The following is a 26,335-nucleotide window of genomic DNA, read 5'->3' as shown; positions in this document are numbered from 1 at the left end:
AATTATTTGCTATTCGCTCCGCAAAGTTTTAACAGGGTTAACAAAAGCGGCTTTTATGCTATGATAACAAATAGTAAGAAAAGCAATCAAAAGTGCAATAGCCGCTGCTGCAAAAAATATCCCTATACTAATTGATATGCGGTAAGCGTAATTATTGAGCAACCATCTTTGCATAAGCAACCATGCCAAGGGTGATGCAATAAGTATGGCAATACATACAGGTTTAAAAAAGTCAGAAGATAAATTGCTGATGATAGATAGCGGCGAAGCGCCCAACACTTTTCTTATCCCGATCTCTTTTGTTTTTTGGGTTACGCTAAAAACAGATAAGCCATATAAACCAAGACAGGAGATAAAAATAGCTATCGCTGCAAAACAGGTGAACAGCCTGCCAAACCGTGCTTCATCTTTATATTGTGCATCGTATGTTTCGTCTGAAAAGCTGTAAATAAAGGGAAGGCCCGGTGCGATTGTTTTCCATTTTTGCTGAAGATCATTTACCGTTTGCATTATGTCCGGCGATGAAATATTTAATGCGATAAACGTGAAAAACCAAGGTGACATTTTAATAATCAACGGTTCAATTTCATCTGCGTAAGAACTAAAATGAAAATCTTTCACCACTCCTGTTATTAAGCCTTTCTTGTCTTTAAATGCAAATCTTTTTCCTATGGCATCTTTGGCATCCGGGTAGCCTAAAGCCCGCACTGCGGCTTCATTAATAATAACGGCTTCGTTGGTATCTGAAGGAATAGTTGCAGAAAAATTTCGGCCTGCAGCAAGCTGCAAATGATATTGTGGAATAAAATCTTTATCAACAGCATACATATTCCACATGGCATTTACTATATGGCCGTTGCTGTTTTCTATATCAATTGAAAGCATCCTGTTTGCCCTGCCGATAACTGCTGAACCAATGCTGGCAAATGTTACGCCTTTTACTTCTTTTAGCTGCTGCTTTACAGTTTCTGTATGAGTAAGAATTCTTTCATCAAAATGAAAATCTATCACCAGCAAATGATCTTTTTTGAAACCTGCATTTGTGTTGCGCATATAATTGAGCTGGTTATAAATCACGAGTGTTGCAATTATCAAAACGATAGAAATGGTAAACTGGATAGCCACAAAAATTTTTCTGAGTGTAAACCCTTTTGTACCTGAATTGAATGGCGTTTTTAAACTTTTTACCGCATTAATATGGCTTAGTGAAATAGCCGGATATATACCGGAAAGAAAACCTGTAATCAATGCTATGGTAAGCAACATGCATATATACAACGGATGATTGAATATATGTGTTTCAATTATTTTGCCTGTGATGTTATTGAATAACGGAAGCAACATCATACAAAGCATAAGGGCAAGCAGCAGGGCTATAATACTTATGAGCAAGGCATCAAAAAGAAATTGTAATGCAAGTTGTTTGCCTGATGCACCCAGCACTTTGCGGATGCCTGTTTCTTTTGCACGCTTTAATGATATTGCTGTAGAAAGATTGATAAAATTAATGGATGCAAGCACCAAAATAAATATTGCAGAAAGCGAAAAAATATAAACGTTGCTTATGTTTCCATGTGCTGAAGTGCCTGTTCTTGAGCCTCTTGGTTTGCCATACAGATATACAAATTTTAAAGGTTCAAGATGTAATGTGTATTTGGAAGATGAGGAAGGGAAATGTTTTTTAATAAAACCAGGCAGGTGCGTTTCGAGATCAGTTGCATCGCGCTGGCTTTGCAGTAAGAGATAAGTGTAAAATCCAAAGCGTTCCCAGTTCAAGGCCATGCTTGTATTCCATTCTTTCAACAAGGTTGACATCGACACAAGCACATCTACACGGAAATGAGAATTATGCGGCATGTCTTTCATAACACCGGTCACCGCTGCTGGAAACTTTCCATCCAGTAATAATGTTTTGCCTATAGCACTTTCATTGCCAAAATATTTTTTCGCCGCTGTCTGAGATAGAACAATTGTATAAGGTGCTTCTAAAACTGCGGAAGCATCGCCACTTAACAACGGCAATGTAAAAACCTTAAATAAGGAAGCATCTGCATAAGCAATAATTTCTTCACTGAAATTGTTTTCATCTTTTTCTATTATCAGGTTGTCGATAAATATTCTTGCAGCCGTTTTTATTTGTGGAAAAGCTGCTTCCAGGGCAGGCGCCACAGGTGCAGAAGTACTTTGGTATTCAGTGCCGGTTTGTGTTTGCACATCGGTAACCAGGCGGTATATATTCGCTTCATTTTTATTGAAACAATCATAGCTTAATTCGAAATGCACATATAAAAAAGCAAAATAAAAAACACAAAGCCCTGTTGCGAGCCCTGCTATATTAAGCAACGAAAATTTTTTTTGATGCCGTATATAATGTAAAGATGCTTTGAAATAGCGAAGAAGCATTTTCAAACATATAACTAAATAATTAGTTTAAAAACTATTTTTTTAGTTTGAAAGATATTTTACTATAAAAATTATGTATAATCAAAGCGTAAGACTTGCTGCTCTGGGAATAAAAATGTGTAAAAAGAAAATGCTTATATGCGGTAGCAAACGGCATTAATATTCATGCCCGCACCTACTGATGCAAAAACAATAATATCATTCTTGTTTATACTGTGGTCTTTAAATGCGCCTTTTACAACCATATCAAATAAGGTGGGAATGGTAGCAACAGAACTGTTGCCGAGCCATTTAATATTCATGGGCATTATATGTTTGGGGACTTGTTTGCCGTATAATCCAAACAATCGTTCAACAATGGCCTCATCCATTTTTTCATTAGCCTGGTGAATAAAGATCTTCTTCACTTCCTGTATAGCTATGTTACATTCATCAAGGCAGGACTTAATAGCGGCCGGAACTTCTTTAAGGGCAAATTCATAAACTTTACGGCCTTTCATTTTTAAAAAATGTTTGCTCTCATCAATGCCTGCATTGTTTGATCTACCCATGCATATGTAATCTGCTTCGTCACCGGTAAAGCTTACTGCTTTTACGCCTACAATACCTCTGTCGTTATCATTGCATGCTTCAGTTATTACGGCGCCGGCGCCATCACTGTAGATCATGCTGTCCCTGTCGTGCGGGTCAATTACACGGCTTAAAGTTTCGGTGCCTATAACAAGGCATGTTTTAGCCAAGCCGCTTTTTGTAAAAGCATCAGCCTGTATAAGTGCCTGGAGCCAGCCAGGACAGCCGAATAAAATATCATACGCTACACAGGAAGGATTTTTTATACCGAGTTTATGCTTAACCCTGGAAGCGATGGAAGGAACCATTTCTGATCGCATGTCGTCATTGCCTATCTCACCAAAATTGTGGGCAACAATTAACTGGTCAATAGTTTCGGCATTTATACCGGCATCAGCAATGGCCTTAGCACCGGCCTCTGCAGCCATGCAGGATGAACTCGTGCCGGCATCGGCATAACGCCTTTCTTCAATGCCGGTTATCTGCTGAAACTTTGAAATTATTTCAGCCTGCTGGCGTTGAATAAGACTGCCTTTTTCATCATAAAAAAGGCAGTTTTCAAAACTATTGTTCTTTATAATATTTGCCGGAATAAAACTTCCGGAGCCGGTTATAATTGTGTGCACTTATAAAAATTGGAAACAAAAAATCTGCCAGCAATTTAATTAGGCTATAGCCAGCTTTGTAAACTCGGAGCCATTAAACATGCGGCATAAATTATAATCTTTCGATTTTTTCCATTGTTCAAAATTGGCTTCAGAAACAATGCGGTAAAAGTTCTTCGCTTTCAGCTCATCAAAATCGGGTGTTTTTATAAAAATGCCCGTTACATTATTTCTTGTTTTGAAACTTATTTTAACCGGCACTTCCGGATGATTATTTGCCGAGAAAAATTTTTCTATCTGTTCTGTTGTCATAATGAGATTTTAATATAGTGAATAAATAGGATGAATTGGGATTTAATGTAATTTCTTTACCTGCACGGCATTCATGCCCTTGGGCCCGCGCTCCATTTGAAAACTTACCCTGTCATTTTCTTTTATGGGCTCTGATAACTGGTTTATGTGCACGAAAACACTTTGCTTGGTTACAGCGTCTTTAATAAAGCCAAAGCCCTTTGCATCATTAAAAAAATCAACCACTCCCTGCCTTTCTATATCTTCTTCAATACGCACGGGCACCCCTGTATTCATATCTTCATGATTAAATACCTTTCTTTTTTTAGGATCGGGCGGAGTGGAAGAAAGATTACCGTTTTCATCTACATAGGCCATCATTGCATCAAGCGATTTGCCCTTTTCTGCATTGGCTTTGCGCTCCTGCATTTTTTCCTGTTTTTCCTGTTTCTTCTTTAATCTTTTTTTCTCCTTTTCTTTTTTGTTGAATGTTTCTTTTGATTTTGACATGGTATATTTTCCTTTAATAACTTAATGCTTTCGTGTAACAGCGCCTGGTTTAGTTATCGCTGTCTGAAAGATTTATCTCTCTTTCTGCTCAACGACCGGAAAGGCATAGCCGTTTTTGGTTGCATGGAAGTATCGGCTTCCGCCATTTGAAAGGGATGGTCTTTCATTACCGGAATTGACCGGTCAATAAGCTTATGAATATCGCGCAGCAACATTTTTTCCTCCATCCCGCAAAATGAAATGGCTTTACCGTTAATGCCCGCCCGGCCTGTGCGGCCAATACGGTGCACATACGTTTCCGGTATATTGGGCAACTCATAGTTGATTACGTATGGCAGGCTTTCAATGTCTATTCCCCTTGCTGCAATATCCGTTGCTATTAATACGCTGATATGTTTGTTCTTAAAATTGTTTAATGCTTTTTGGCGTTCTGCCTGTGTTTTATCGCCATGAATGGCCTGCACCCGTATATTTTCCCTGCGCAATGCAGCGCATAATTTATCCGCTCCGAATTTTGTTTCCGTAAATACAAGCGCTGTATCAATACTGTCATTTTTTAGCAAGTGAATAAGCAGCGATCTTTTATCACTTTTTTCTACAAAATACACAGCCTGTTCAACGGTTTCTGCGGTGGTGGAAGCGGGCGTTATATTTATGCTTACCGGGTTATTTAAAATGCTTTGCGATAAATGAATGATATCCGGCGGCATGGTGGCAGAAAAAAACAGGGTTTGTTTTTGCTGCGGTAACCGTGCTAATATTTTGCGTACATCGTTTATAAAACCCATATCCAGCATGCGGTCTGCCTCATCCAGCACCAGCGTTTTTATATGCTGTAATGCAATGAGGCGCTGCGTGGCAAGATCGAGCAGGCGGCCCGGCGTTGCTATTAAAATATCAACCCCCTGACGCAATTTTTTTACCTGGTGAAACTGGCTTACACCTCCATAAACGGCAAAGCTTTTCAGCCCTGTATAAGCGCCATAGCTTTTAAAGCTTTCCTCGATTTGTATGGCCAGCTCCCTTGTGGGAGTGAGAATTAAAGCGCTTATATGGTTTGAAGCATTACTTTCTTTCTTATCATTAAAAAGCATTTGTAAAATGGGTAACGCGAAAGCAGCTGTTTTGCCCGTACCTGTTTGTGCGCAGGCCAGTAAATCTTTGTTGGATAATGCAACTGGTATAGCTTGTTGCTGAACGGGGGTAGGGTGTTTGTACTCTTGTTGTTGCAAAGCTTTTAATAAAGGAGCAACTAATTTTAAATCTTTAAATTCCAAAATCTGATTAATTTATTTTATGCTGATAGTGTAATTACCAATAACAGCATGCTGTGAACTGATTCACCGTGCAGCACTTTCCTGTGCATCCGGCGACATTGCCTCTTTTTGTGTGAGGTTTATTTTTATTTGAAGCTGATATTTATTATTAAATGAAAATGTATAATTATTACCTGACAAATATTCTCTTATTACTTCATCTTCGGTTAATACGCTTATTAAAGCCTGGGCAATTTCATTATTGCTGTACAGCAGGTCAGGCCTGCCATTAACAAAATCAATTGAAAACCTGTACCCTGACTTTTTAATGCCAACAGCCCGCTCCATATCAGACTGGTTTAAAGTAATAACCTGTTCTGCTGCTGCTGCTTTCTTAACTAATATGCGTATTGCGGGCAAGTACTTGTTCCATACGCCCGCAAATGCAATTTGTTTATTATTCATGCAATAATTTTAAAAAGAACGTTTGTTGCCGGAACGTGAAAAAGAGTTTCTGCTACCGCTTCTTTCTTCCCTTTCACGTGCTACTGAAACCGAAAGGGCACGTCCTTCCACCTCTTTGCCGTTCAGGCCTTTAAGCGCTTCATTGCCTTCTTCCTCAGAGGGCATCTCCACAAAAGCAAAACCACGGGAGCGGTTCGTCATTCTGTCCATAATAATTTTTGCAGAAGCAACGCTGCCATACTTTGAAAATAAATCTTTCAGGTCTTCTTCACTTGTGTGAAAACTCAAATTAGAAACATAGATGTTCATAAAAACATTTTTTAATTAATAATGCTTGAGGTAAGTACAAACAAAGTGCGAGAAGGATAAGATTTACTCTTAACGAAGTAAAAAATACGATTGTCTTAAGTATGCTTTTACGACTCAATTCTAACGAAGGTAAGCTTTTGGGCGCGATTAATATAATTATTGTTTGTTAAAGCAGCCAATGTGATTGGGTTTCAGGTGAGTAAAGGCTGAAACACTAATTGGCGCCCGACCGGAAGACGCTGGAAAAATAACCTAATGGAGTGTTTTAATATCGGCACCAAGACCTCTTAAGCGTTCTTCAATATCCTGATAACCACGGTGTATTTGCTCAATATTTTGAATAATGCTTTTGCCGCGTGCACTTAAAGCCGTAAACAACAGCGAAACCCCTGCACGGATATCGGGGCTTGACATAACCACACCACGTAATTGCTGCTTTCTTTCCAGACCTAAAACCACCGCCCTGTGCGGATCGCAGAGAATTATTTGTGCGCCCATGTCAATCAGCTTATCAACAAAGAATAACCGGCTTTCAAACATTTTCTGGTGTATTAATACACTGCCTTTTGCATGGATGGCCGTAACGAGTATAATGCTTAATAAATCAGGTGTAAGGCCTGGCCAGGGATGATCGGAAAAACTAACGGTGCTGCCATCAAAATAACGTTGTACTTCATATAAATCCTGCTGGGGAATATGAATATCGTCTCCGCGAAAAGTCATTTTTATACCGAGCTGCTGAAATTTATCAGGTATGATACCGAGGTGTTTGATACCAGCATTTTTAATGGTGATCTCACTTTGCGTCATGGCTGCCAGTCCTATAAAGCTTCCCACTTCTATCATATCCGGCAGCATGGTATGTTCAGTTCCGTGCAATTCTTCTACGCCCTCAATTTCCAGCAAATTACTGCCAATGCCTTTTATTCTTGCGCCCATGCTGTTGAGCATTTTGCATAACTGCTGCAGGTATGGCTCACAGGCTGCATGATAAATGGTGGTGGTGCCTTTTGCCATAACAGCAGCCATTACAATATTGGCCGTTCCTGTTACAGAGGGCTCATCCAGCAGCATATATGTGCCCCTAAGCTCCGGTGCTTTTAATACGAATTCATTCAGCTTTTCATCATACTCAAATTTTGCACCCAGCTTTTCAAACCCTATAATATGCGTATCAAGCCTTCTCCGGCCAATTTTATCGCCGCCCGGCTTTGGTATGTAAGCTTTTTTAAACCGGGCAAGCATGGGCCCTGCCACCATAACAGAACCGCGCATTTTGCTGCTTTTATCCCTAAAATCGCTGGTTCCAAAATAATCGGGATTTACATCATCTGCCTGGAAAGCGTAGCTATTCTTGGAAAGGCGTTCCACTTTTACATTTAGCAACTGCAGCAATTCAATTAGCCGGTTTACATCAAGTATATCCGGAACATTGTTTACCGTTACTTTATCTGCTGTAAGTAAAACGGCAGAAATAATTTGAAGGGCTTCGTTTTTTGCGCCCTGGGGTGTAATGTTTCCTTTTAATCTTTTTCCGCCAATAACTTCAAATGCTGACATAGTTATAGTTGAAGGCGAAAGATAGTGTGAATTACCCCAATTCGGCAATGCTGTTTTAGAAGAATTTGAGATGGACAAGAAAAAAAACGGAATAAAGTTGGAAAGTTTAAATTAACAGTTAATTTAGCTCCGCCAAAAAAAATGGCCCTTCCGTGGAAACGGACTGGCCTCTAACGATTGCTTGCCATATGAAAAAGTTCAAAAATTCGTTTGTTGTAGTTTAGAATTCGGGCCTCTTCCGGTTGCTTCTCTAACGATTGCCTGCCTTTGAATTTCTAAACTGATGTAAAAGTAAGCCGCGGGGTTTTCCTGTAAAAACAAAGATGTGTGTGATTTGATTACGGCAAAGGATGCAGAAAAACGCAAAAACCCTTACTGGCAAAGGATTACAGGATCTGTTGTATTATGATGCCCAACGTATTTCCGGGAGTTTCAAAACCAGGTTTTTGCGGGCCAAGAAAAAAAATATTAAAAAAGATTTGGAGGAATGAGATTAGCTGTTAATTTAGCTACCGCCAAAAAAAATGGCCCTTCCGTGGAAACGGACTGGCCTCTAACGATTGCTTGCCATATGAAAAAGTTCAAAAATTCGTTTGTTGTAGTTTAGAATTCGGCCTCTTCCGGTTGCTTCTCTAACGATTGCCTGCCTTTGAATTTCTAAACTGGTGTAAAATTAAGCCGCGACTTTCTCCTGTAAAAACAAAGATGTGTGTAATTTGATTACGGCAAAAGATGCAGAAAAATGCAAAAACGCTTACTGGCAAAGGATTACAGGATTGGTTGTACTATGATGCCCAACACAATTTATAGTGTCTTTTACTTATAAATTTGTGGTTTGAAAAAAGATAGCGGGAAAAAGTGCAGGAAGAATAAAAAATTGAAATTATATACTAACTTAGCCGCCGTCTAAAAAAAATGGCCCTTCCGTGGAAACGGACTGGCCTCTAACGATTGCTTGCCATATGAAAAAGTTCGAATAATTTCTTTTTTGATTTAGAATTCAGGCCTCTTCCGGTTGCTTCTCTAACGATTGTCTGCCTCTGAAATACTAAACTGGTGTAAAAGTAATTCACCGGTTATTCCGGATAAAACCAAATTTGACGTAATTTGATTACGCCAACAGTGTTAAAAAAAAGCTGTAACCCTTATTGGTAAAGGGTTTTAAAAGAGTTTTCGTTATGATGTCCAACAGATTTACAGATGCACTTTTTCAACTGATTAAAAGCCTGGAAAAGGCTGAAAAAAGGCATTTCAAACTATATATAAAACGGAGTTCTTCTAATGAGAACCTCAAAATCGTACATCTTTTTGATGCGCTTGATAAAATGGAAGATTATGATGAAAAGATTTTGATGAAGCGGTTAAAGCCCGTTACCAAACCCCAACTGGCTAATTTAAAAGCGCATTTGTACAAACAGTTGCTGGCAAGCCTGAGGCTGCTGAAAACGGCTGTGAATATTGATCTCCAGTTAAGCGAATTGCTTGATAATGCGCGGGTGCTGTATTATAAAGGGCTTAAGCTGCAGAGCTTTAAAATGCTTGAAAAGGCAAAAGAGATAGCAAAGGCAAACCATAAATATAATTTCCTTGCACAGGTAATATCGCTTGAGAAGAAAATTGAGACGCTGCACATTACAAGAAGTACGCTTGAAAAAACGCAATTGCTTGCCAACGAGGCACTGGACATAGGGGAGCATATTAACAACGTTATTAAGCTGTCGAACCTTGCGTTACTTTTATATCGCTGGTATGTGCAAAATGGTTATGCAAGAAATATTGAAGATGAAAAGGGTGTTCGGTCTTTCTTCAAACAAATGCTGCCACCCGATATTGAGCGTATTACCGATTTTTATGAGCGCCTGTATCTTTATCAAAGTTATTGCTGGTATGCTTTTATACGGCAGGACTTTTTAATGTATTACCGTTACAGCAAAAAATGGGTTGATCTTTTTTATGAAGAGCCTGAAATGATCACCGTTGAAACAGGTCATTATATAAAAGGAATGCATACGCTGCTGAATGCTTTGTTTAATCTCCGTCACTATGAAATGTTTCAGCAAATATTGAAGCGTTTTGAAAGGTTTGCTACCACCCCATCTTCCAGCACGCATGATAATTTTCGTGTACACACTTTCATCTATATAAGCGCTGCAGAAATAAACTGGCATTTAATAACGGGTACCTTCTCCAAAGGACTGGAATTGGTGCCACGCATAGAAGCCGGCCTGCAGGAATATGCTGCGTATGTTGATCTGCACCGGATACTTATATTCAATTATAAATTTGCTGTATTATACTTTGGCAGCGGTGATTATAATACCTGCATCGATTATCTGCAGCGGGTTATTAATGATCATAGTAACCTCCGTATAGACCTGCAATGTTACGCCCGGCTGCTGCATTTAATGGCACATTATGAATTGGGTAATGATACAATTATCGAATCGCTTACAAGGTCTGTTTACCGCTTCATGGCCAAGATGAAAAATCTCTCTGTGGTTGAGGAAGAAATATTCAAGTTTATAAGAAACTCTTTAAAGATTTCAACAAGGCAGATGAAACCCCAGTTGGAGATATTCTTATTAAGGGTTAAACACCTGGAAAAAAACCGTTTTGAAACGAGGGCATTCTCTTATCTCGATGTAATATCATGGATTGAAAGCAAGGTTTATGAAAAGCCTATGAGCGAAATCATTCATGCCAAATACCTGGAAAGTAAACATCGTCATCATGCAAAGCCCGCTAAGGCCGTACAAATGGATTAAACTTTTTCTCGTGGCCAATAGTAGTTGGCTCACCGTGGCCCGGGTAAACGATGGTTTCATCAGGCAACACATATAGGGTTTCCCGTATGCTCTTGTAGAGAAGTTCTTCGTTGCCGCCGGGTAAATCGAACCGGCCTATACTTTCGTGAAATAAAACATCGCCGCCAATAATAAAATGCTGCGCTTTGCAGTAGAAGCAAACGCTGGCCGGCGAGTGGCCCGGCGTAAACAAAACTTTTAATTTATTATCGCCGAAAATAATTTCATCACCCTCCTTTAAAAAATGTAGCGGTCCTTTGTAATTTGTAAAGCCAAGCCCATATAAATTGCCCGATGCCGGCGCCGTTTCCAGCACCACCACTTCTCCTTGATGGAGATGCAGTTCAAGTCCATAAGTTTTGTGCACCCAGTTATTGCCAAAAACATGATCCAGGTGACAATGTGTATTCAGCAATAGCAACGGTTTTAATCTTTTTGTTGTTATATAATTTTGAAGCATCTTCTCTTCCTCTGTAAAATAACAGCCGGGATCAATAATAAGTGCTTCATCTTTTTCGTTGCTCAAAACGTAGGTGTTTTCAGCAAGCGGATTGAATGTAAAATGCTCTACTTTTATCATGTTGTTTGCAAATGCTTTACAAGTAATTATGCTAATTTTAAGATTTCAAAGATAGATATGCAAAATAAAGGTTTAAGAAACGGATTCGCGTTAAGTGTATCGCTGCTGCTTTTGCCAATTTTTCTTTCAGCACAGGTTAATACGGTTGAGTTTGGAAAAAACAGGGTTCAATACAAAAAATTTTCCTGGAAATTCTATCAAAGCCCCAATTTTAATGTTTACTATAATGAAGGCGGCCTGGAGCTAGCCAAATTTGTGGTGCAGCTTGCAGAAGAAGAATTGGATTCTGTTGAAAATGAAGTTGATTATTCTTTACAGCGCCGTGCAACCATTGTAATTTATAATAATTATGAGGACTATAAAACCAGCAATATCGGCCTTGGCATTGATTGGCAGAATGCCGGCGGTTTAACCACACTTGTAAATAATAAAATCCCTCTCTATTTTGACGGAAACCATAATACATTTCGCCTTAAAGTAAGACAGGGCATTGCCAAGGTGCTTACCGACAATATTTTATTTGGCGCCTCTGTGGGTGAATTTGCCAGTAACCAGGCATTGCTCGATTTGCCTAAATGGCTTACTGATGGGTACGTGGATTATGTGGCCGAACACTGGAATATTGAAAGAGATGATGAATTAAAAAATGTTATTCTAAGCGGCGATTATAATAATTTTTACCAGTTTGCTTTTGACAAGCCAATACTCGCAGGCCACGCCTTCTGGTACTACATAGCCAGGAAATATAAGCCAGAAAATGTAACCTATTTTTTATACCTCGCAAGGCTGTATAAAAGTTTAAACACCGCCTCAATGCGCATTGCCAAAAAGAAGTTTAAATATGTGCTTGCCGATTTTATGGAAGAAGAACAGCAGCGCTATGTTAACGACATTAAGCAACGCCGTAACGCTCCCCGTGGCAAGCTGGCGGTAGTAGAAGATTTATATAAAAGCGATTATTATCATTTTGCGGCTAATCCCAACCCTAAAAACAATTCTTATGCTGTAGTGCAGTTTACAAAAGGCAAATACAGGGTTAAATACTTTGATAATTTTTATGAAGAAAAAACATTACTAGATTATGGGGTGCGCACCATTGTTGGCGATATGAACCCAAACATGCCAATTCTTGCATGGGATGGAAAAGGTTCCCGTCTTTTATGCATCTATACCAAAGAAGGTAAAACCTACATGTTTGTGTATGATGTAATTGCCAACATTAAACGTTTTCAGCAGGAAATTGAAGGTTTTGACCAGGTGCTCGATGCCGGTTTTATTTTTAATGCCAACACGCTTTTGTTAAGCGCTGTAAATAATGGCCACAGCGATATTTACACATACAGGATTGATAATGGCGCCATTAAGCAAATAACAAATGATGTGTATGATGATCTTGATCCCACTTTTGTTTCCTTCCCGGGAAGGCTGGGTGTGATTTTCGCTTCTAACAGGCCAGGCGTAAATGCTTCCAACGCAGATACTGTATTGCCAAGCCGTAATCATTTCAATATTTTTCTTGCCGATATAAATAACAACAGTGAGTTCAGGCAAATAACCCAGCTCACCAGCATGAAATATGGCGATGCACGTTATCCCATGCAATACAATCAAAACCATTTTACTTTTGTGAGCAATGAAAACGGCATCAATAACCGCTGGGCCGGATTTTTTACAACACAAACCGGCGGGCTCGATACTTTATATTATATAGGAGATGAAGTATTGCGCAATCCCGCCCCCAAAGAAATGGATTCAACATTACTTGCCTGGCAAAAAGCCGAACCGGATAGCATAAGCTATTTTAAAATTTACCAGGACAGCACTTATACTTTTCCTATAACCAATTATCAAAGCAGTTTGCAGGAAACAAGGGTAGCCGGTAATAACGACCAGGTGAGCGAAGTGCGGCAGGAAGGCGAATATAAATTTTTATATAAGCTGCGTGTTGATTCTATGACGCTGCGCAAACGCAATATAAACGCAAGGCCCACCGATTATGTGCGCAGGATGATAACGGCCGAAAAGCTGGCAAGCGGCGCTAACGTGCAGGTGGAAGAAGAAACGCAGCCTGAAAATAAAAGCCAGTTCCAGAATGAATTTGAAGACGAGAAAAAGGATTCTTCTGCAAATTCAGGAATTGAGCAGCCTGCCAACGATCAATCATCGCCGTCCCTGTCACCGCGCATAAATTACTTAAGCAGATCCAGGTTATTTGACTACAAGAAAAAATTTGAAGCAGACTATGTATTGGCGGGCGTTACCAATAATATATTAATTAACCGGTACCAGCCTTTTGGCGGTTACGATCAAACCGGTCCTATTTATTTAAACAACAGTGATGCGGTAAGTTTCACTTTCCGCGTGGGTGTAAGCGATATCATGGAAGATGTGAAGCTCATAGGCGGCTTCAGGCTGGGCACTTCCTTAACGGACAAGGATGTATTTGTTTCTTACCAGAATTACAGGAAGCGGATTGACTGGGGCTTGACATATTACAGAAGCAACATAACCAATTATAATGGTTTTTTCAGGGGAACTGACTCAATGGGAAATGACAGGAACTTTATAGATAACATGGTAATAACCAATATTTATCAGGCAAATGTTTCCTATCCATTTGATGAAACAAAACGCATAACCATGACGGTTGGCCTGCGAAAAGACATTGGTGTTTTGCGTCCGTTATACCTTGGCAGTTATCCTAACCCGGCAGCCTTGAAAGAGAAGGATTCTGTTTCCAATACAGGGCTGGCAAGACTGGAATATGTGTATGATAATTCCATTAATCCAACGGAAAACATATGGAATGGCCTGCGCTGGAAAATTTATACTGAATTCTTTTTGCCTGCCAACAAGAGTTCAGAGACTATGAAAACACTCATGAACGTTGGCTTTGATGCACGCAATTATCTAAAGATTTACAGGAACTTTATATGGGCCGTTAGGGGTGCCGGCGATTTTTCTTTAGGCCAGTCAAAACTTATTTATTATCTCGGCGGCACCGATGGATGGGTTTTTCCAAAATTCAATGAAAGGAATACAGCAGACCCAACGGTGCGGTATGCATTTCAAACATTGGCTTTAAATCTCAGGGGATTTGAGCAAAATGTTGCCAACGGCAGTAATAACCTTGTATTGAACAGTGAACTGAGGCTGCCCGTTTTCTCAACATTTTTTAACAGCCCCATCAACAATGCGTTTATAAGAAACTTTCAGTTGGTACAATTCATTGACCTGGGCACAGCCTGGAGCGGCCCGCTCAGCAATATAAAGCGTCCCACTGTAATTTACCCTGGCCCAAGCGGCGATTTTGGCGGTCCCAATCCTCTTTCTGTAAGGGTACGTGCCGGCGGCATCGGGCCGTTTGCAGGTGGTTATGGTTTTGGTGCGAGAAGCACTTTGCTGGGTTATTTCTTAAGGGCTGATGTAGCCTGGGAAATGCGTGGCATCTTCAGGGGAAGCCCTATGTTTTACTTCTCTTTGGGATTTGATTTTTAGAACAGATAAATAATTTTTAAAACTGCCGCGGTGGTAACGCCTGCGGCAGTTTTTTTATGGTGAAATAAACTATGCTGAGAAATGATGCGAACAAAAAAGTAAACAGCCAAACATTAATGCTTTGCACAGGATGATGAAGGTGATGTGTTGAAGCTTTTAAAAGCGCTGTAGGATCTGTTACAACATCCCAGCTATTGAAACGCAGAAAACGCCCGATATAAATGCCATAACCACATGCCACCAGTATGGAAAGCATAATGCCGTTCACATATTTTTTATTACACACTTTTCTTATAAATTTTTCAACACTGAATAATGAAAGCATACAAAGTAAAATACCATTCCAGGCACCGGAAACCACCAGCATCAGGTCGAACCATATTGGTACAGGCGACCTGTGTTCAAAATGAAAAATATCTGTTACGAGGTACGGGGCGTTAGGCAAAAACAAAAGCCATAGAATAAAATAGAAAATGCTTTTATAATTGATTGTTGCCTGTCTTTTTAATAAGCTGCTGAAGAAAAGCGGAACTGTTGCAAGAAACAAATTCCAGGGATAAAAGAAATAAGCAAGCTCACCTGTATAAAATGCACGGGCAAAGAGCAGCGATAAGGTAAAACCCAGTGAAATAAGAACAAGCTTCTTTGTGTCGCTTAATTTTTTCAGTTTCATATAAATTTTTTCAATTAGCTCTTTAAAAGCGGCAATATTTTAGGAACGAAAATGATCAGCCCCGTAATTATACTTAGGATGGATGCAAACAGCACGGCGCCGGCAGCAACATCTTTAATGATTTTAATGGAAGGATGATAATCTTCATGAACGTGATTGCATAAATGTTCCAGTGCGGTGTTTACCATTTCCAGCGTAATTACCGCAGCAATACAAAACAAGATCAGTATCCACTCAACAGCAGAAATATGCAGCCAAAAGGCTGCTACTATAGCCATTAATGCTGCTGCGGCCTGTATTTTGCCATTGCGTTCTGTTTTAAAAAAGTAACCAATACCGCTAAAGGCTGCTGCGAAGGTTTTATTCAAAGCCTGCCTGTAAACAACAGTTTGGGAATTATCCATCATTATTCTTTTATTCCTTAATGTCTTGTTTTGTTGTATTGGAAAGTTTTCAGCACTATCCATATAATTCCAATATAGGCGATGATGCCCAGCGTAATCGTGAACGCAAGATCGGCTTCTCTTAAAACCGGCAGGGAAAGCATGGAGCGAAGCGCTACTTTAATTGGTAACATAACTGTTTGTTTTGTGTTTCGAATATCAAAAGTAATAAGAGTTTAAAAAGTACTTTGTATTTCAAAGTTTATTAACAAAACCTTTTTATATCACTTAATTTTTATATGGTTGCATTTGCCGGTACGCTAGCACCATACCAGTTAATTTTACGGCTCGCATACATGGCTAAGGCAAGAATACAGAAGAGGCCAATGCTTCCTACAAGCAGCGCCGTATCTTCAAGCCTTATCAGCACAAATATGAACCCGTAAATGGAGCCAATAGCACCTGCAAAAACACTTGCCACTTTCCAGTTTTTGAAATGGCCCTTTGCATACAGCGTTATTAATAAAACTGTTGCAATTGATGCCTGCAGATAAGCAAAATCAAATTGCAAGAACTCGCTTATGGATAACAATAATGTATAAAAAACAATGAGCGCCAGGCCTACCAATACATATTGCACCGGGTGAAAGGGTTTCTTTTGCATAATCTCAACAATAAAAAATAAGGAGAATGTTAAGCCGATAAACAGTAATGCATATTTTACGCAACGCATGGTTTTTGCATATTGATCGGTAGGCTGCAAAAGGCTTACGCCGAACGCATAATCGTTCTTTTTAAAATTGAAATCTTTTGCAATTGTATTAAACGGAAGATTGGCTTTATTAAAACTCCAGCTTGCTTCAAAACCTTTATTATCGAGTGTTCGTTCTGCCGGTAAAGTATTACCATCGAATGAAGGGCTGTTCCAGTTTGATGTAATACTGAATTCGCTGTTGCCTGCCAGCGGCACAAAATGTAACTGGCCGCTGCCTTTTATTTTTAATGGGAATTCAAAACTTACTTCTTTGCCTAAATTATCTGCTGACAAATGTATGGGCGATGATAAACCCGTTGTATCAATTTCATTTGTTGGCAATCCGGCGGAAAGATCATAAGATTCATTGTTAACATTCACAATAACCTTTTGCTGAATGCCTTTAAAATCTGAAATGCCAAAACATATTTTTGAATTGGTCCAGTTAATGGTTGATGCATCCACACCTTCAGGCACTCCTATTTTAAAATTGCCTTTTGCCTGTAATGCGCTGTTGTATAAAAGTACGCTGTAAATAGAGCGTTTTCGCTGTTCTGCTGTAACTGATCCATTTACATTCAGGTTTTCAGGAAGAATTAAGAAAGACCTTTCCTCTACAACAGTTTTGCCGTTTTCTTGTGTTGTAACATTGTAAGGAATATGCAGGTAAGGAAAGGTGATATTCTGCTGCCCTGCCCACTTGCCGCTTACTTCGTTTTTTACTTCTTCCTGCCGCGCCTGCCTTTCTTCAACAAGATTGGAAACAAATACGGTTGGTATCAGCATTAGCAAGATAAGGCCTGCTGTTGTAATTGCTTTTATCCATATTTTATTGGCGAATGAATTTGCGCCTGGCTGTGCAGCAGCCTGCATTGAATTTTCGTACATGGTATGTGTGTTTTTGTTTGGTGAGAAATAGTTTTTTATACATTTTAGATTGATAAAAAAAGCGATGAGAATTGCAGCAAACAAGCCGGCAAAATAAAACCCGGCTGCTGCAAAAAATGATTGAAAGAAGCCATATTCCGCAAAAGGATTATCGGTAATAAAAGCGCCGGTAACTGCATAAGCCACAGCAATTGTAAACAACAGCATTATAAGGAACAATAGCCAACGGGTGGAAAAGAAACGTATCTTATTTATGAACGGTAAAAATGCCTGTAATGCAAAGTAGGCGGGAACGCCGCCTACAATTGTTGCCAATAATGAAACAAATAATACTATAATGGTTAAAGATGGTTCTGCAAAAAGAGAACAAACAAATATACCGGCAGATAAGATTAATGCAGAATGCATCCATAATTTAAATGCTATTGAAGATGCAGAGAATTTTTTCATTTTAAAAGCACTTTGAAATTCAAAGTAAATAATTAAAAAATTTTTATTCTATATTCTTAATCATTTTCTCCAGTGCATCCAAATGCGCACGAAAAGCTTTTTCACCCGATTTGGTGGCTGAGTAAAGTGTATTGGTTTTACGGCCGATAAATCCTTTCTGCACTTTTATATAGCCGCTTTCTTCAAGCGCTTTTATGTGGCTGGCAAGATTTCCATCCGTAACATTTATCAACTGTTTCAAATCATTAAAGTTGATAGATGCATTTACCATAAGCGCACTCATTATGCCTAACCGTATGCGGCTGTCAAAAGTTTTATTTAAGTTTTCTATTGGATTCTTCATGCTTTATTTCTTCAGTTGCGTTCATATTTCCACCACATAAACGTACCATATATGATATGGAGTAACCCAAAACCTGCCGCCCAGAAATATAAACCATATCCCATGAAACCTAAATTTATAAGGCCTAGTAAAATTTCGCCGTATGCAAGATATCTCGTTTCGGGAAGCGTGTATTTGCTGGCATTTAACATACCGAGTCCGTAAAATATTAAACAGCCGGGCGCAATAAAACCGAATACACCATTATTAATTAATGCCAGCAAAAATATGCCGCCGGTGATAACGGGCACTGTTACATTAATAATAAGACGCTTTGCCGTAGTGCCCCAAATAGGCGTGTTTGTTTTTTTACTGCGTTGATACGTAAATATAAAAGCAGTAAGCAATGCAGCAAGAAATGTTAGCATAGCAACCTGGAACAAACGGCTGTGCAAGAAATCGCCATAGAGAATAGAATCGGCATCAGCCAATGAAGCCTTTAAATTATGCACGGCACGTTTATTCCTTTCAATTATATCTGCGGAAACTGTTGCGCCAATTAAAGCACATACCCCTGCGGAGATGCCGCTCAGGCCGCTTAAACTTATAAAACGGCTGCTGCGTTCCATCATTTGTTTTATATCACGCAGATCGCTTGAAAGCTTTTCAGACTCATTCATAAAAGCACTTTGAGAAACAAAGTAAACATGTAAAATTTATTTTATCAAAAATAATTGCTGCAGATGCACAAAATTTTTTTCTGTGCATCTGCAGCTAAAAGAAAATTATAAACCGGTTACTGTGGTTACTGCAAAACTTCATTAAGCTTTTGCTCAAGAGCAGGGCCACGCAGGCCTGATGCAATGATCTTCCCCTGCGGATCAATTAAAACATTGAAAGGAATACCATCAAAATGATACAATGAAGCTGCTGCGCTTGGAGATTGCAGGTCGCTTATATGCGTCCAGGCAAGATGGTCATCCTGGATGGCTTTTATCCAGGCGGCTTTATCATCATCCAGCGAAACGCCAAGAATATCGAAGTTTTTATTCTTAAACTTATTGTATGCTTCCACCACATTCGGGTTTTCCTGGCGGCATGGCGCACACCAGCTTGCCCAAAAATCAACCAACACATATTTGCCTTTAAAATTACTGATGCTGATCTTTTTGCCATCCGGCGTAGCCATGGTTAAATCCGGTGCCTGCTGGTTTAGCAATGGGTAATCAGCATTTGGATTAGCCTGCTTGGCAAGATCCTTTTTAAAATTTTCCAGGCCTGCATGTTGCGGAAAGCGTTTGGCCGCACTTTCTGCCAGCCCCGCCAATGCTTCCGGTGCCATAGCGCCCCTGGCCCTGTCTAAAACAAAACAAACAACAGCAGGATTTTTAGAATTATTAATGGTAGAAGATAACAGGTTGCCAAGTGCAGTTATGCGATTGGTGTAATCCTGCTGAAGGTTTCGCACATGATTTGAATCTTTTGCAGTTTCTTCTGTGAGCGCATTTAATTGCTGGTAAGTAACAGCCAGTGCGGAATCTTTTTGGAAATAATCTTTTATAAAAGTGTATAACTCTTTTGTGGCTTCAGAACCGGTTACCTCAGGAAAGTGAAAACCATTAGGGTCAAAATTTATTTTGATATCCTTTGCATCATTTACCAAAATAACCGTTGGATTATTTTTAAACCCAAGCATAAATAAATTCTGTTGAGAAGAACTTCCTTTTAAAGTATAGTTGCCATCTTTATCAACTTTAGCCGAATCAAGTTTTTTTGTTTCAGGCGTGTTGTAAGAAAGTTCTTCCAGATAAACACTGTCTGATTGAGGGTTTGTAATTTTACCACTTACAGTAAAGCTTTCACCGCCATCGTTTTTGCATCCTGCAAACGCTACCAGCGCAACTGCAAACCAGGTTAGATATTTCATTTATGTTTAATTAAAGTCAAAAATTTAAAATAAATATGTGCAATCTTTCAATGCCTGCTTTAAGATTTCAATGCATCTTCCAACAACTGCGTTACAGATTTCAGATCCGCCCTGCCTTTGCTCAGTTTTTTTACTTCACCTACAAACAAGCCAATCAAACCCCTTTTACCTTTTTTATATTCGGCTACTTTTTCAGGCATTTTACTGATAACTGTATTCACCCATTCCTGTAGTTGGCCTGCATCGCCCGTTTGAATGATATTAAGCTGAGATGCAAGCGCTGCAATACTTTCAGCATTGTTATTTATGATAGCAGGCAATAATTTTGATGCTGCATTTGAAAAACTCACTTCTCCTTTATCAACAGTTTCAATCATCTCTGCAAGCCTCTTTGCCGCAATGGAATTCAACGAAATGCCTTCTTCGTTTATCAATTGTTTAATGGGGCCGTTTATCCAGTTGGCCGCAGCTTTATAATTAGTTGTATGCCGAATAACCGATTCAAAATAATCTGCAATTTCTTTTTCCAGCGTAAGCTGTGCAGCATCGTATTCGTTTAAACCAAATTCAATTTGATACTTTTTATACAATACCTGCGGCAATGCCGGCAAATTATTTTTTATGTTGATGAGATATTCATTGCTTAAACTTATTGGCGGCAAATCTGGCTCGGGAAAATAGCGGTAATCATTGGCTTCCTCTTTTTCGCGGATGGCAAACGTGGTATCGTTCGATGCATCAAAACTTCTTGTTTGCTGGTAAATTTTTTCACCCTTTTCAAGCATACCAATCATACGGTCAATTTCAAATTCAATTGCTTTTCTTACGTTGCGTATGGAGTTAAGGTTTTTTACTTCAGCCTTGGTGCCCAGCTTTGTTTCTCCTTTTAAACGAATGGAAACATTCGCATCACAACGCATGCTGCCTTCTTCCATATTGCCATCACAAACATTTATCCATCGCACCAGTTTTCTTAATTCAGTTACGAATAATCCTGCTTCTTCAGCAGAATGCATATCAGGCTCGGTAACAATTTCAATTAACGGCGTGCCGGCGCGGTTTAAGTCTATGTAACTGTAATCTTCGTCCATATCATGAATGCTCTTACCGGCATCTTCTTCCAGGTGAATATGATGCAGCTTTACATTGCGCTCACCAGTTGAAGTTTTTATGGTTACAAAGCCCGGCCCGCAAATAGGAACGGTATGTTGTGAAGTTTGAAAACCTTTTGGCAAATCGGGATAGAAATAATGCTTACGGGCGAAATAATTTTTCTGATTGATACTGCAGTTACAGGCAATGCCCATCATAACCGCATATTCAATGGCTCTTTTATTTGTTTTAGGTAAAATGCCCGGATGCGCCAATGTAATTACACCAACATTTTCGTTGGGAGCAGCGCCATAGCTGTTGGCATCGCTGCAAAACAATTTGCTTTTGGTAGATAACCTTGCGTGCACTTCAAGCCCTATAACCGCTTCATATTTTTGCGCTGCTTCACTCATGACCGGCAAAAATATACCTTTAGTCAACAACTGTTTATTAAAAGAAATGTATAAATCCCAATAAAACTAAGGCCTTGCGGATTTTATAAAACGAATAAAGTAAACTTTTGTTTACATTTTATGAAGGCCAAATTCAGAAGCGCTTACAAATTACATTTGCATCATGAAAATTTATTTCAATCGTTTCTTCATATTTATTTGCTGTGTAATCGTTATCGTTTCCCTTTGTTCATGGGGTTTTTATGCACATCAAACTGCTACGCAACTTGCCGTATATAAAATGCCGAAATGTGTGCGCCGTTTTTTCTTTTCCAATATAGACACAGTAGCTATTACATCAATCAGGCCGGATAAACGCCGTTATATTGACAGGAACGAAGGCCCAAAACATTTTATAGATATTGAGAATTATGGCAACGGTGCCGTGTTGTATATGCCGCGGGATGTGCAGCCTGCCGTTGAAAAATATACCTGGGATACGTTAAAAAAATATGGCTTTGTACCTTACCAGGTTTTGATTGAATATGATTCGCTGGTGAATGCTTTAAAAAGAAACAATGCAGACAGCATTGTTTTTTATGCGGCTGACCTGGCACATTATATTGAAGATGCCTGTGTGCCGCTGCATACTACCAATAATTATGATGGCCAGCTTACTGGCCAGAAGGGGTTGCATGCTTTATGGGAATCCACTATTCCCGAGCTTGAATTAAGCCGGTATAATTTACATTCAAAACATAAAGCGGCTTATATAAAAAACAAAGGTGAAACCATCTGGACGGCCGTGAGAAGGGCGCATGCCTTATTGCCCGAAATGTTTGAAAAAGAAAGGGAAGTGGCTAAAAGTTTTCCTGACAGTTCCAAATATGAGGAACGTATGTATTATGGCCGTAAAACAAAAGTTTATACGGATGCTTTCGCTAAACAATACGCTGCAGCTTTAACCACCACCGTAAATGATCAATTGAATTATTCAGCTAATCTTGTGGCTGATTTCTGGTATTCTGCCTGGGTGGATGCCGGCAAGCCAAAGCTGAAACATTTTTATCAATTTAACCGCAGTGAAAGAAAAGGCTTGCGTAAGGAATTGAGAGATTACAGGAAAAATGATTTACTGCAGGATAATTTGTTAAGAGCGAAAAAGGAGTAAAGAAGCATTTTTATCTTAGCTAAAATGTAAAGACATTATTAGCCTTCTCTTTTATCATTTCCGTTCTGTGGTCTGTTCCTGTTAGTCTGGTCCCGGTTCTTCTCTTGCTGCGGCGGCCGTGGCTTATTTGGTTTCTGGTATTGCTTTTTTTGCTGTGGCGGCATATTCCTTTGCGGCGGAGGCCCCTGTCTATGCTCCTTTTGCGGTTGTTTGGGCTGTCCTTCCCTGCGCTGCTGTCTTTGCTTTTCCTTATTACGCTGCGAGGTTTTTTCCAGGTTGCCAATAGTTAAATGCCCTACCACATCCACAAAGCCATGCTCTATTTCTTTAGCCGGCACTAATTCAACCGGTTGAAGGTCATCCACTTTTACGCCTTTTGCATTGAGTTGTTTTATCTCTTTTACACGGCGGATGGTTAAAGGATAATGTTTTGCCCCACCCTGCAAAATGTACCACATCAGGTTTTTGAAAATATCCTTCTTGATTAGAATGGCTGTTCCTTTTGCCGTTTCCAGCACATCGGCATTATCCGGAAAATATTGCAAGGCATCCAGGTAAGTATCAAGTTCGTAATTTAAACAGCATTTAAGCCTGCCGCACTGGCCGCTTAATTTGGTTTGATTAATAGAAAGATTTTGATAACGCGCTGCGGTAGTGGTAACGCTTTTAAAATCGGTGAGCCAGGTAGAGCAGCATAATTCACGCCCGCAACTGCCAATACCACCCACTTTGGCTGCGCCCTGGCGAATGCCCACCTGCCGCATTTCAATCTTCAGCTTAAACTCGCCGGCATATTGTTTTATAAGTTCACGAAAATCAACGCGGTCGTCTGCCGTATAAAAAAAAGTCCCTTTTTTGCCGTCAGCCTGAATTTCCACCTCAATCAGTTTCATATCCAGGTTCAGGTTTTTGGCAATAATGCGGCTTTTCATCAGCGCTTCTTTTTCCCGGGCCTTATTTTTTTCAAACAGTTCCAGGTCGCGTTCGTTGCTCAGGCGCAGCACCTTTTTCATGTCAACCCCAAACTCGCTGATGTTCTTCTTTTTTAACTGCAACCGCACCAGTTCGCCGGTAAGGCTCACTTCGCCCACATCAAAACCGTTCACACCTTCTACGGTAACCATATCGCCTTTTTCAAAATATTGAAGACTGGCGTTACGGTAATAATCTTTCCGGCTGCCCTGGTTAAAACTCACTTCCACAACTTTGCAGGCGCTATCTGCATCGCTCATTGGCAGGTTCCAAAGCCAGTCATGCACATTCATACGGTTACAACTGCCGGTATTGCAACTGCCATTGCTCTGACATCCGTTAGGTTTACCCGTGCCACAATTGCCACATCCCATGTATAGGTTCAGTTAAACAAGTAAAATAATAATTTTAATGACGATTTTTTGGGTTACCGGCAGCGGAACAGGTATTGGGCACGGTTGCGTCGCATCACTTCAACTGCATAAATGCTGTTGAACTGCAGTGTTTATATTTAAAAAACGTTTCATTAATTTATAACGTTTGTATTTGTAAACTCTTTTTGCATTTGAAACTGCAGCCGGAATATATACCTCAGCCGCAGTGTGCGACGCAACCGTGACGACCATTGTTCATTGGCCGGCTCCACAAAAACCCATCTTCACATATTGCAAATATTAAAAATATTTGCAATCCTAAGGCGTTAAAATTAAGGCATTGTTTCGTATAACATGATATAATTTAATGGTTAGCGCGTGAAAAAGCATTTTCGCATTGGCATTGCGCTCAATGTAATATACAGCTTTGTTCAGCTCTTCTATGATAGCCTGCTGATGGTTTAGCTGTGCAAATTTGTTAAGGCGCTCTGCAAAATCCCTTTCAGTTTCGGCAATGGAAATGGCGTTATTGCCGGCAAAACGTATGCGGATGCTCTGATGCAACAGGTGAATAAAATAGAGTAAAAACTGTTTCTGTTTTTCGCGTCCGAGCTTATTAACTTCGTCAATCCATTTTACCTGTGCTGCCGGGCCATTTTTTAAAATAGCATTCAGCCATTCGCGCAGCAAACTCTGCCAGTCTTCCGATGCGTTTTGCAGTAACTGTAAGGCTTCACGGTAATTTCCCTGCGAAATAGCCGCGGTTTGATATGCCGCAGCAGAATCAATATTGCCGCGTTTTATCAAAGCTTCTGCGATATCGTTGGTATCGGGCGCATTTATTTTTACAAGCTGGCAGCGGCTTAAAATCGTTGGCAAAATGAGGTCCTCATTTTCGGCAACCAATATGAAAAGGGTATTGGCGGGTGGTTCTTCAATCAGTTTTAAAAGCTTGTTGCCTTCTTTGCCAAGGTATTCAGGCATCCACATTACCAATACTTTATGCTCGCTTTCAAAGCTTTTCAGGTTTAGCTTGCGAATAATATCATTACATTCTTCCGCCGTAATATTTCCCTGTTTATTTTCTGCCCCGATAAACTGCAGCCAGTCATACACATTGCCATAAGGCAACTGTTGTATAAACTCCCGCCATTCTTCCGCATAATCGGTGCTGATGGGTTTATCTCCTGATTTTTTAGGAATTACCGGGTAAGAAAAATGAATATCGGGATGAATATAATTATTGGCTTTAGAAAAGCCGGCTTGTTTTTGCATGAAAGCGTCGGCTTCTTCCGGTGTTTTTGGAAAAACCGGTTTCATTTCTTCCATGGGTTCGCCAAACAAAGAAGGCCCGGCGCTTTCCTTTACCGGCGGCAACAAACTTATATATTCAGCAAAAGCCAGCGCCAAAGACAGGGTGCCACTGCCTTCTTTACCAAGAAAAAGCAAGGCATGGCTCAGGCGGTTTTGCTCAACCATTTCCAGCAAATGTTTTTTTGTGTGCTGCTGGCCAATTACATCTGCGAATTGCATGGGGCGAAGTTAATATTGAGTTGCAAGTTTTAAGCTAAGAAAGAAGTTTCTTTGTTACTTACTTTATTAAACGAAGAATATGACCAGGGAAGAAAAATTCATGAAAGCGGCTATTGATATGGCGGCAAAAGGAATTGAAAACGGTGAAGGCGGGCCTTTTGGCTGTGTTATTGTAAAAGGCGACGTAATTGTGGGCAGGGGCAATAACCGCGTTATTGCAGATAACGATCCCACGGCACATGCAGAAATAGTGGCCATAAGGGATGCCTGCAAAAAACTGGATCATTTTCATCTCACGGATTGTGAAATATATGCATCCTGTGAGCCCTGTCCCATGTGCCTGGGCGCTATTTACTGGGCACGGATAAAAATTATATACTATGCCGGCGACCGTTACGACGCAGCCGGCATTGGGTTTGACGATTCATTTATTTATCATGAAATGAACAACGATTTCGCTAACCGGAAAATTCCAATGATAGCATTGAATAAAGAAGAAGCGATGAAAGTATTTAATGAATGGAAGGATAAAAACAATACTTCACTGTATTAA

23 protein-coding genes are annotated in these 26,335 nt (G+C 39.8%); 4 read left to right on the top strand and 19 right to left on the bottom strand.

Annotated features, from left to right (window positions below):
• Positions 1–9: 9 nt before the first annotated feature.
• The 8 genes from ACTHN6_RS10065 to murA form a co-directional block, all read right to left on the bottom strand.
• Positions 10–2,343, bottom strand: a complete 2,334-nt coding sequence (locus ACTHN6_RS10065) for an ABC transporter permease (RefSeq protein WP_440435628.1) — start codon at positions 2,341–2,343, stop codon at positions 10–12.
• Positions 2,344–2,537: 194 nt separating this feature from the next.
• On the bottom strand, positions 2,538–3,599 hold the full coding sequence (locus ACTHN6_RS10060) for a 3-oxoacyl-ACP synthase III family protein (protein WP_440435627.1): 1,062 nt from the start codon (positions 3,597–3,599) through the stop codon (positions 2,538–2,540).
• Between the two features lie 39 nt (positions 3,600–3,638).
• Positions 3,639–3,890, bottom strand: coding sequence for a short-chain dehydrogenase (locus tag ACTHN6_RS10055; protein ID WP_090658081.1), 252 nt, complete (start codon positions 3,888–3,890; stop codon positions 3,639–3,641).
• A 42-nt stretch (positions 3,891–3,932) separates the two neighbouring features.
• The gene (locus ACTHN6_RS10050; RefSeq protein WP_440435626.1) at positions 3,933–4,379 is read right to left on the bottom strand and encodes a cold-shock protein; all 447 of its coding nucleotides are present in this window, start codon (positions 4,377–4,379) and stop codon (positions 3,933–3,935) included.
• A gap of 53 nt (positions 4,380–4,432) precedes the next feature.
• Positions 4,433–5,656 (bottom strand): DEAD/DEAH box helicase, encoded by a 1,224-nt coding sequence (locus ACTHN6_RS10045; RefSeq protein WP_440435625.1) that lies wholly within the window; start codon positions 5,654–5,656, stop codon positions 4,433–4,435.
• 63 nt (positions 5,657–5,719) lie between these two features.
• Positions 5,720–6,100, bottom strand: coding sequence for a hypothetical protein (locus tag ACTHN6_RS10040; protein ID WP_440435624.1), 381 nt, complete (start codon positions 6,098–6,100; stop codon positions 5,720–5,722).
• 9 nt (positions 6,101–6,109) lie between these two features.
• Positions 6,110–6,409, bottom strand: a complete 300-nt coding sequence (locus ACTHN6_RS10035) for an RNA recognition motif domain-containing protein (protein ID WP_440435623.1) — start codon at positions 6,407–6,409, stop codon at positions 6,110–6,112.
• Between the two features lie 252 nt (positions 6,410–6,661).
• On the bottom strand, positions 6,662–7,969 hold the full coding sequence (murA, locus tag ACTHN6_RS10030; protein ID WP_440435622.1) for a UDP-N-acetylglucosamine 1-carboxyvinyltransferase: 1,308 nt from the start codon (positions 7,967–7,969) through the stop codon (positions 6,662–6,664).
• A 1,178-nt stretch (positions 7,970–9,147) separates the two neighbouring features.
• Here murA and ACTHN6_RS10025 point away from each other — a divergent pair.
• Entirely contained in the window at positions 9,148–10,734 is a 1,587-nt protein-coding gene (locus ACTHN6_RS10025; RefSeq protein ID WP_440435621.1) for a hypothetical protein, read from the top strand.
• Here ACTHN6_RS10025 and ACTHN6_RS10020 read toward each other — a convergent pair.
• Complete coding sequence (locus ACTHN6_RS10020) at positions 10,712–11,353, bottom strand: MBL fold metallo-hydrolase (protein WP_440435620.1); 642 nt, start codon at positions 11,351–11,353, stop codon at positions 10,712–10,714. The two genes, ACTHN6_RS10025 and ACTHN6_RS10020, sit on opposite strands and share 23 nt — an antisense overlap.
• A gap of 57 nt (positions 11,354–11,410) precedes the next feature.
• On the opposite strand from ACTHN6_RS10020, the gene ACTHN6_RS10015 reads away from it, so the two are divergent.
• On the top strand, positions 11,411–14,851 hold the full coding sequence (locus tag ACTHN6_RS10015; protein ID WP_440435619.1) for a hypothetical protein: 3,441 nt from the start codon (positions 11,411–11,413) through the stop codon (positions 14,849–14,851).
• Positions 14,852–14,867: 16 nt separating this feature from the next.
• Here ACTHN6_RS10015 and ACTHN6_RS10010 read toward each other — a convergent pair whose 3' ends face one another.
• The 8 genes from ACTHN6_RS10010 to gatB form a co-directional block, all read right to left on the bottom strand.
• On the bottom strand, positions 14,868–15,524 hold the full coding sequence (locus ACTHN6_RS10010) for a DUF1361 domain-containing protein (protein WP_440435618.1): 657 nt from the start codon (positions 15,522–15,524) through the stop codon (positions 14,868–14,870).
• A gap of 14 nt (positions 15,525–15,538) precedes the next feature.
• On the bottom strand, positions 15,539–15,931 hold the full coding sequence (locus ACTHN6_RS10005) for a diacylglycerol kinase family protein (protein WP_440435617.1): 393 nt from the start codon (positions 15,929–15,931) through the stop codon (positions 15,539–15,541).
• A gap of 14 nt (positions 15,932–15,945) precedes the next feature.
• Complete coding sequence (locus tag ACTHN6_RS10000; protein WP_440435616.1) at positions 15,946–16,101, bottom strand: hypothetical protein; 156 nt, start codon at positions 16,099–16,101, stop codon at positions 15,946–15,948.
• A 101-nt stretch (positions 16,102–16,202) separates the two neighbouring features.
• Complete coding sequence (gene creD, locus ACTHN6_RS09995) at positions 16,203–17,999, bottom strand: cell envelope integrity protein CreD (RefSeq protein WP_440435615.1); 1,797 nt, start codon at positions 17,997–17,999, stop codon at positions 16,203–16,205.
• 43 nt (positions 18,000–18,042) lie between these two features.
• Positions 18,043–18,342 (bottom strand): winged helix-turn-helix domain-containing protein, encoded by a 300-nt coding sequence (locus tag ACTHN6_RS09990; protein WP_440435614.1) that lies wholly within the window; start codon positions 18,340–18,342, stop codon positions 18,043–18,045.
• Between the two features lie 11 nt (positions 18,343–18,353).
• Positions 18,354–19,001 carry a hypothetical protein gene (locus tag ACTHN6_RS09985; protein ID WP_440435613.1) on the bottom strand — a complete coding sequence of 216 codons (648 nt, stop codon included), beginning with the start codon at positions 18,999–19,001 and terminating at the stop codon, positions 18,354–18,356.
• Positions 19,002–19,126: 125 nt separating this feature from the next.
• On the bottom strand, positions 19,127–20,248 hold the full coding sequence (locus tag ACTHN6_RS09980) for a redoxin domain-containing protein (protein WP_440435612.1): 1,122 nt from the start codon (positions 20,246–20,248) through the stop codon (positions 19,127–19,129).
• A 59-nt stretch (positions 20,249–20,307) separates the two neighbouring features.
• The gene (gene gatB / locus ACTHN6_RS09975; protein WP_440435611.1) at positions 20,308–21,753 is read right to left on the bottom strand and encodes an Asp-tRNA(Asn)/Glu-tRNA(Gln) amidotransferase subunit GatB; all 1,446 of its coding nucleotides are present in this window, start codon (positions 21,751–21,753) and stop codon (positions 20,308–20,310) included.
• A gap of 163 nt (positions 21,754–21,916) precedes the next feature.
• On the opposite strand from gatB, the gene ACTHN6_RS09970 reads away from it, so the two are divergent.
• On the top strand, positions 21,917–22,903 hold the full coding sequence (locus ACTHN6_RS09970; RefSeq protein WP_440435610.1) for a zinc dependent phospholipase C family protein: 987 nt from the start codon (positions 21,917–21,919) through the stop codon (positions 22,901–22,903).
• A 38-nt stretch (positions 22,904–22,941) separates the two neighbouring features.
• On the opposite strand, the gene ricT is transcribed toward ACTHN6_RS09970, so the two are convergent.
• Both ricT and ACTHN6_RS09960 read right to left on the bottom strand, forming a co-directional pair.
• Positions 22,942–24,249 carry a regulatory iron-sulfur-containing complex subunit RicT gene (ricT, locus tag ACTHN6_RS09965; protein ID WP_440435609.1) on the bottom strand — a complete coding sequence of 436 codons (1,308 nt, stop codon included), beginning with the start codon at positions 24,247–24,249 and terminating at the stop codon, positions 22,942–22,944.
• A gap of 318 nt (positions 24,250–24,567) precedes the next feature.
• Positions 24,568–25,782 (bottom strand): DNA polymerase III subunit, encoded by a 1,215-nt coding sequence (locus ACTHN6_RS09960; RefSeq protein WP_440435608.1) that lies wholly within the window; start codon positions 25,780–25,782, stop codon positions 24,568–24,570.
• Positions 25,783–25,861: 79 nt separating this feature from the next.
• Between ACTHN6_RS09960 and ACTHN6_RS09955 the strand changes: the two genes are divergently transcribed.
• Positions 25,862–26,335 (top strand): nucleoside deaminase, encoded by a 474-nt coding sequence (locus ACTHN6_RS09955; RefSeq protein ID WP_440435607.1) that lies wholly within the window; start codon positions 25,862–25,864, stop codon positions 26,333–26,335.

Source organism: Parafilimonas sp. (assembly GCF_051953455.1).
Lineage (GTDB): Bacteria > Bacteroidota > Bacteroidia > Chitinophagales > Chitinophagaceae > Parafilimonas.
Note: the sequence above shows the minus strand (reverse complement) of the source record. Positions and strands in the feature narration are given on the sequence as shown.

Bases quoted from the DNA above. Each gene is read 5' to 3' on its own strand.
- ACTHN6_RS09970 (WP_440435610.1), top strand. From the start codon at position 21,917: ATGAAAATTTATTTCAATCGTTTCTTCATATTTATTTGCTGTGTAATC.
- ACTHN6_RS10025 (WP_440435621.1), top strand. From the start codon at position 9,148: ATGATGTCCAACAGATTTACAGATGCACTTTTTCAACTGATTAAAAGC.
- gatB (WP_440435611.1), bottom strand. From the start codon at position 21,753: ATGAGTGAAGCAGCGCAAAAATATGAAGCGGTTATAGGGCTTGAAGTG.
- ACTHN6_RS10015 (WP_440435619.1), top strand. From the start codon at position 11,411: ATGCAAAATAAAGGTTTAAGAAACGGATTCGCGTTAAGTGTATCGCTG.
- ACTHN6_RS10020 (WP_440435620.1), bottom strand. From the start codon at position 11,353: ATGATAAAAGTAGAGCATTTTACATTCAATCCGCTTGCTGAAAACACC.
- ACTHN6_RS09980 (WP_440435612.1), bottom strand. From the start codon at position 20,248: ATGAAATATCTAACCTGGTTTGCAGTTGCGCTGGTAGCGTTTGCAGGA.
- ACTHN6_RS09955 (WP_440435607.1), top strand. From the start codon at position 25,862: ATGACCAGGGAAGAAAAATTCATGAAAGCGGCTATTGATATGGCGGCA.
- ricT (WP_440435609.1), bottom strand. From the start codon at position 24,249: ATGGGATGTGGCAATTGTGGCACGGGTAAACCTAACGGATGTCAGAGC.
- ACTHN6_RS09990 (WP_440435614.1), bottom strand. From the start codon at position 18,342: ATGAAGAATCCAATAGAAAACTTAAATAAAACTTTTGACAGCCGCATA.
- murA (WP_440435622.1), bottom strand. From the start codon at position 7,969: ATGTCAGCATTTGAAGTTATTGGCGGAAAAAGATTAAAAGGAAACATT.
- ACTHN6_RS10040 (WP_440435624.1), bottom strand. From the start codon at position 6,100: ATGAATAATAAACAAATTGCATTTGCGGGCGTATGGAACAAGTACTTG.
- ACTHN6_RS10000 (WP_440435616.1), bottom strand. From the start codon at position 16,101: ATGTTACCAATTAAAGTAGCGCTTCGCTCCATGCTTTCCCTGCCGGTT.
- ACTHN6_RS09960 (WP_440435608.1), bottom strand. From the start codon at position 25,782: ATGCAATTCGCAGATGTAATTGGCCAGCAGCACACAAAAAAACATTTG.
- creD (WP_440435615.1), bottom strand. From the start codon at position 17,999: ATGAAAAAATTCTCTGCATCTTCAATAGCATTTAAATTATGGATGCAT.
- ACTHN6_RS10050 (WP_440435626.1), bottom strand. From the start codon at position 4,379: ATGTCAAAATCAAAAGAAACATTCAACAAAAAAGAAAAGGAGAAAAAA.
- ACTHN6_RS10055 (WP_090658081.1), bottom strand. From the start codon at position 3,890: ATGACAACAGAACAGATAGAAAAATTTTTCTCGGCAAATAATCATCCG.
- ACTHN6_RS10035 (WP_440435623.1), bottom strand. From the start codon at position 6,409: ATGAACATCTATGTTTCTAATTTGAGTTTTCACACAAGTGAAGAAGAC.
- ACTHN6_RS09985 (WP_440435613.1), bottom strand. From the start codon at position 19,001: ATGAATGAGTCTGAAAAGCTTTCAAGCGATCTGCGTGATATAAAACAA.
- ACTHN6_RS10005 (WP_440435617.1), bottom strand. From the start codon at position 15,931: ATGATGGATAATTCCCAAACTGTTGTTTACAGGCAGGCTTTGAATAAA.
- ACTHN6_RS10010 (WP_440435618.1), bottom strand. From the start codon at position 15,524: ATGAAACTGAAAAAATTAAGCGACACAAAGAAGCTTGTTCTTATTTCA.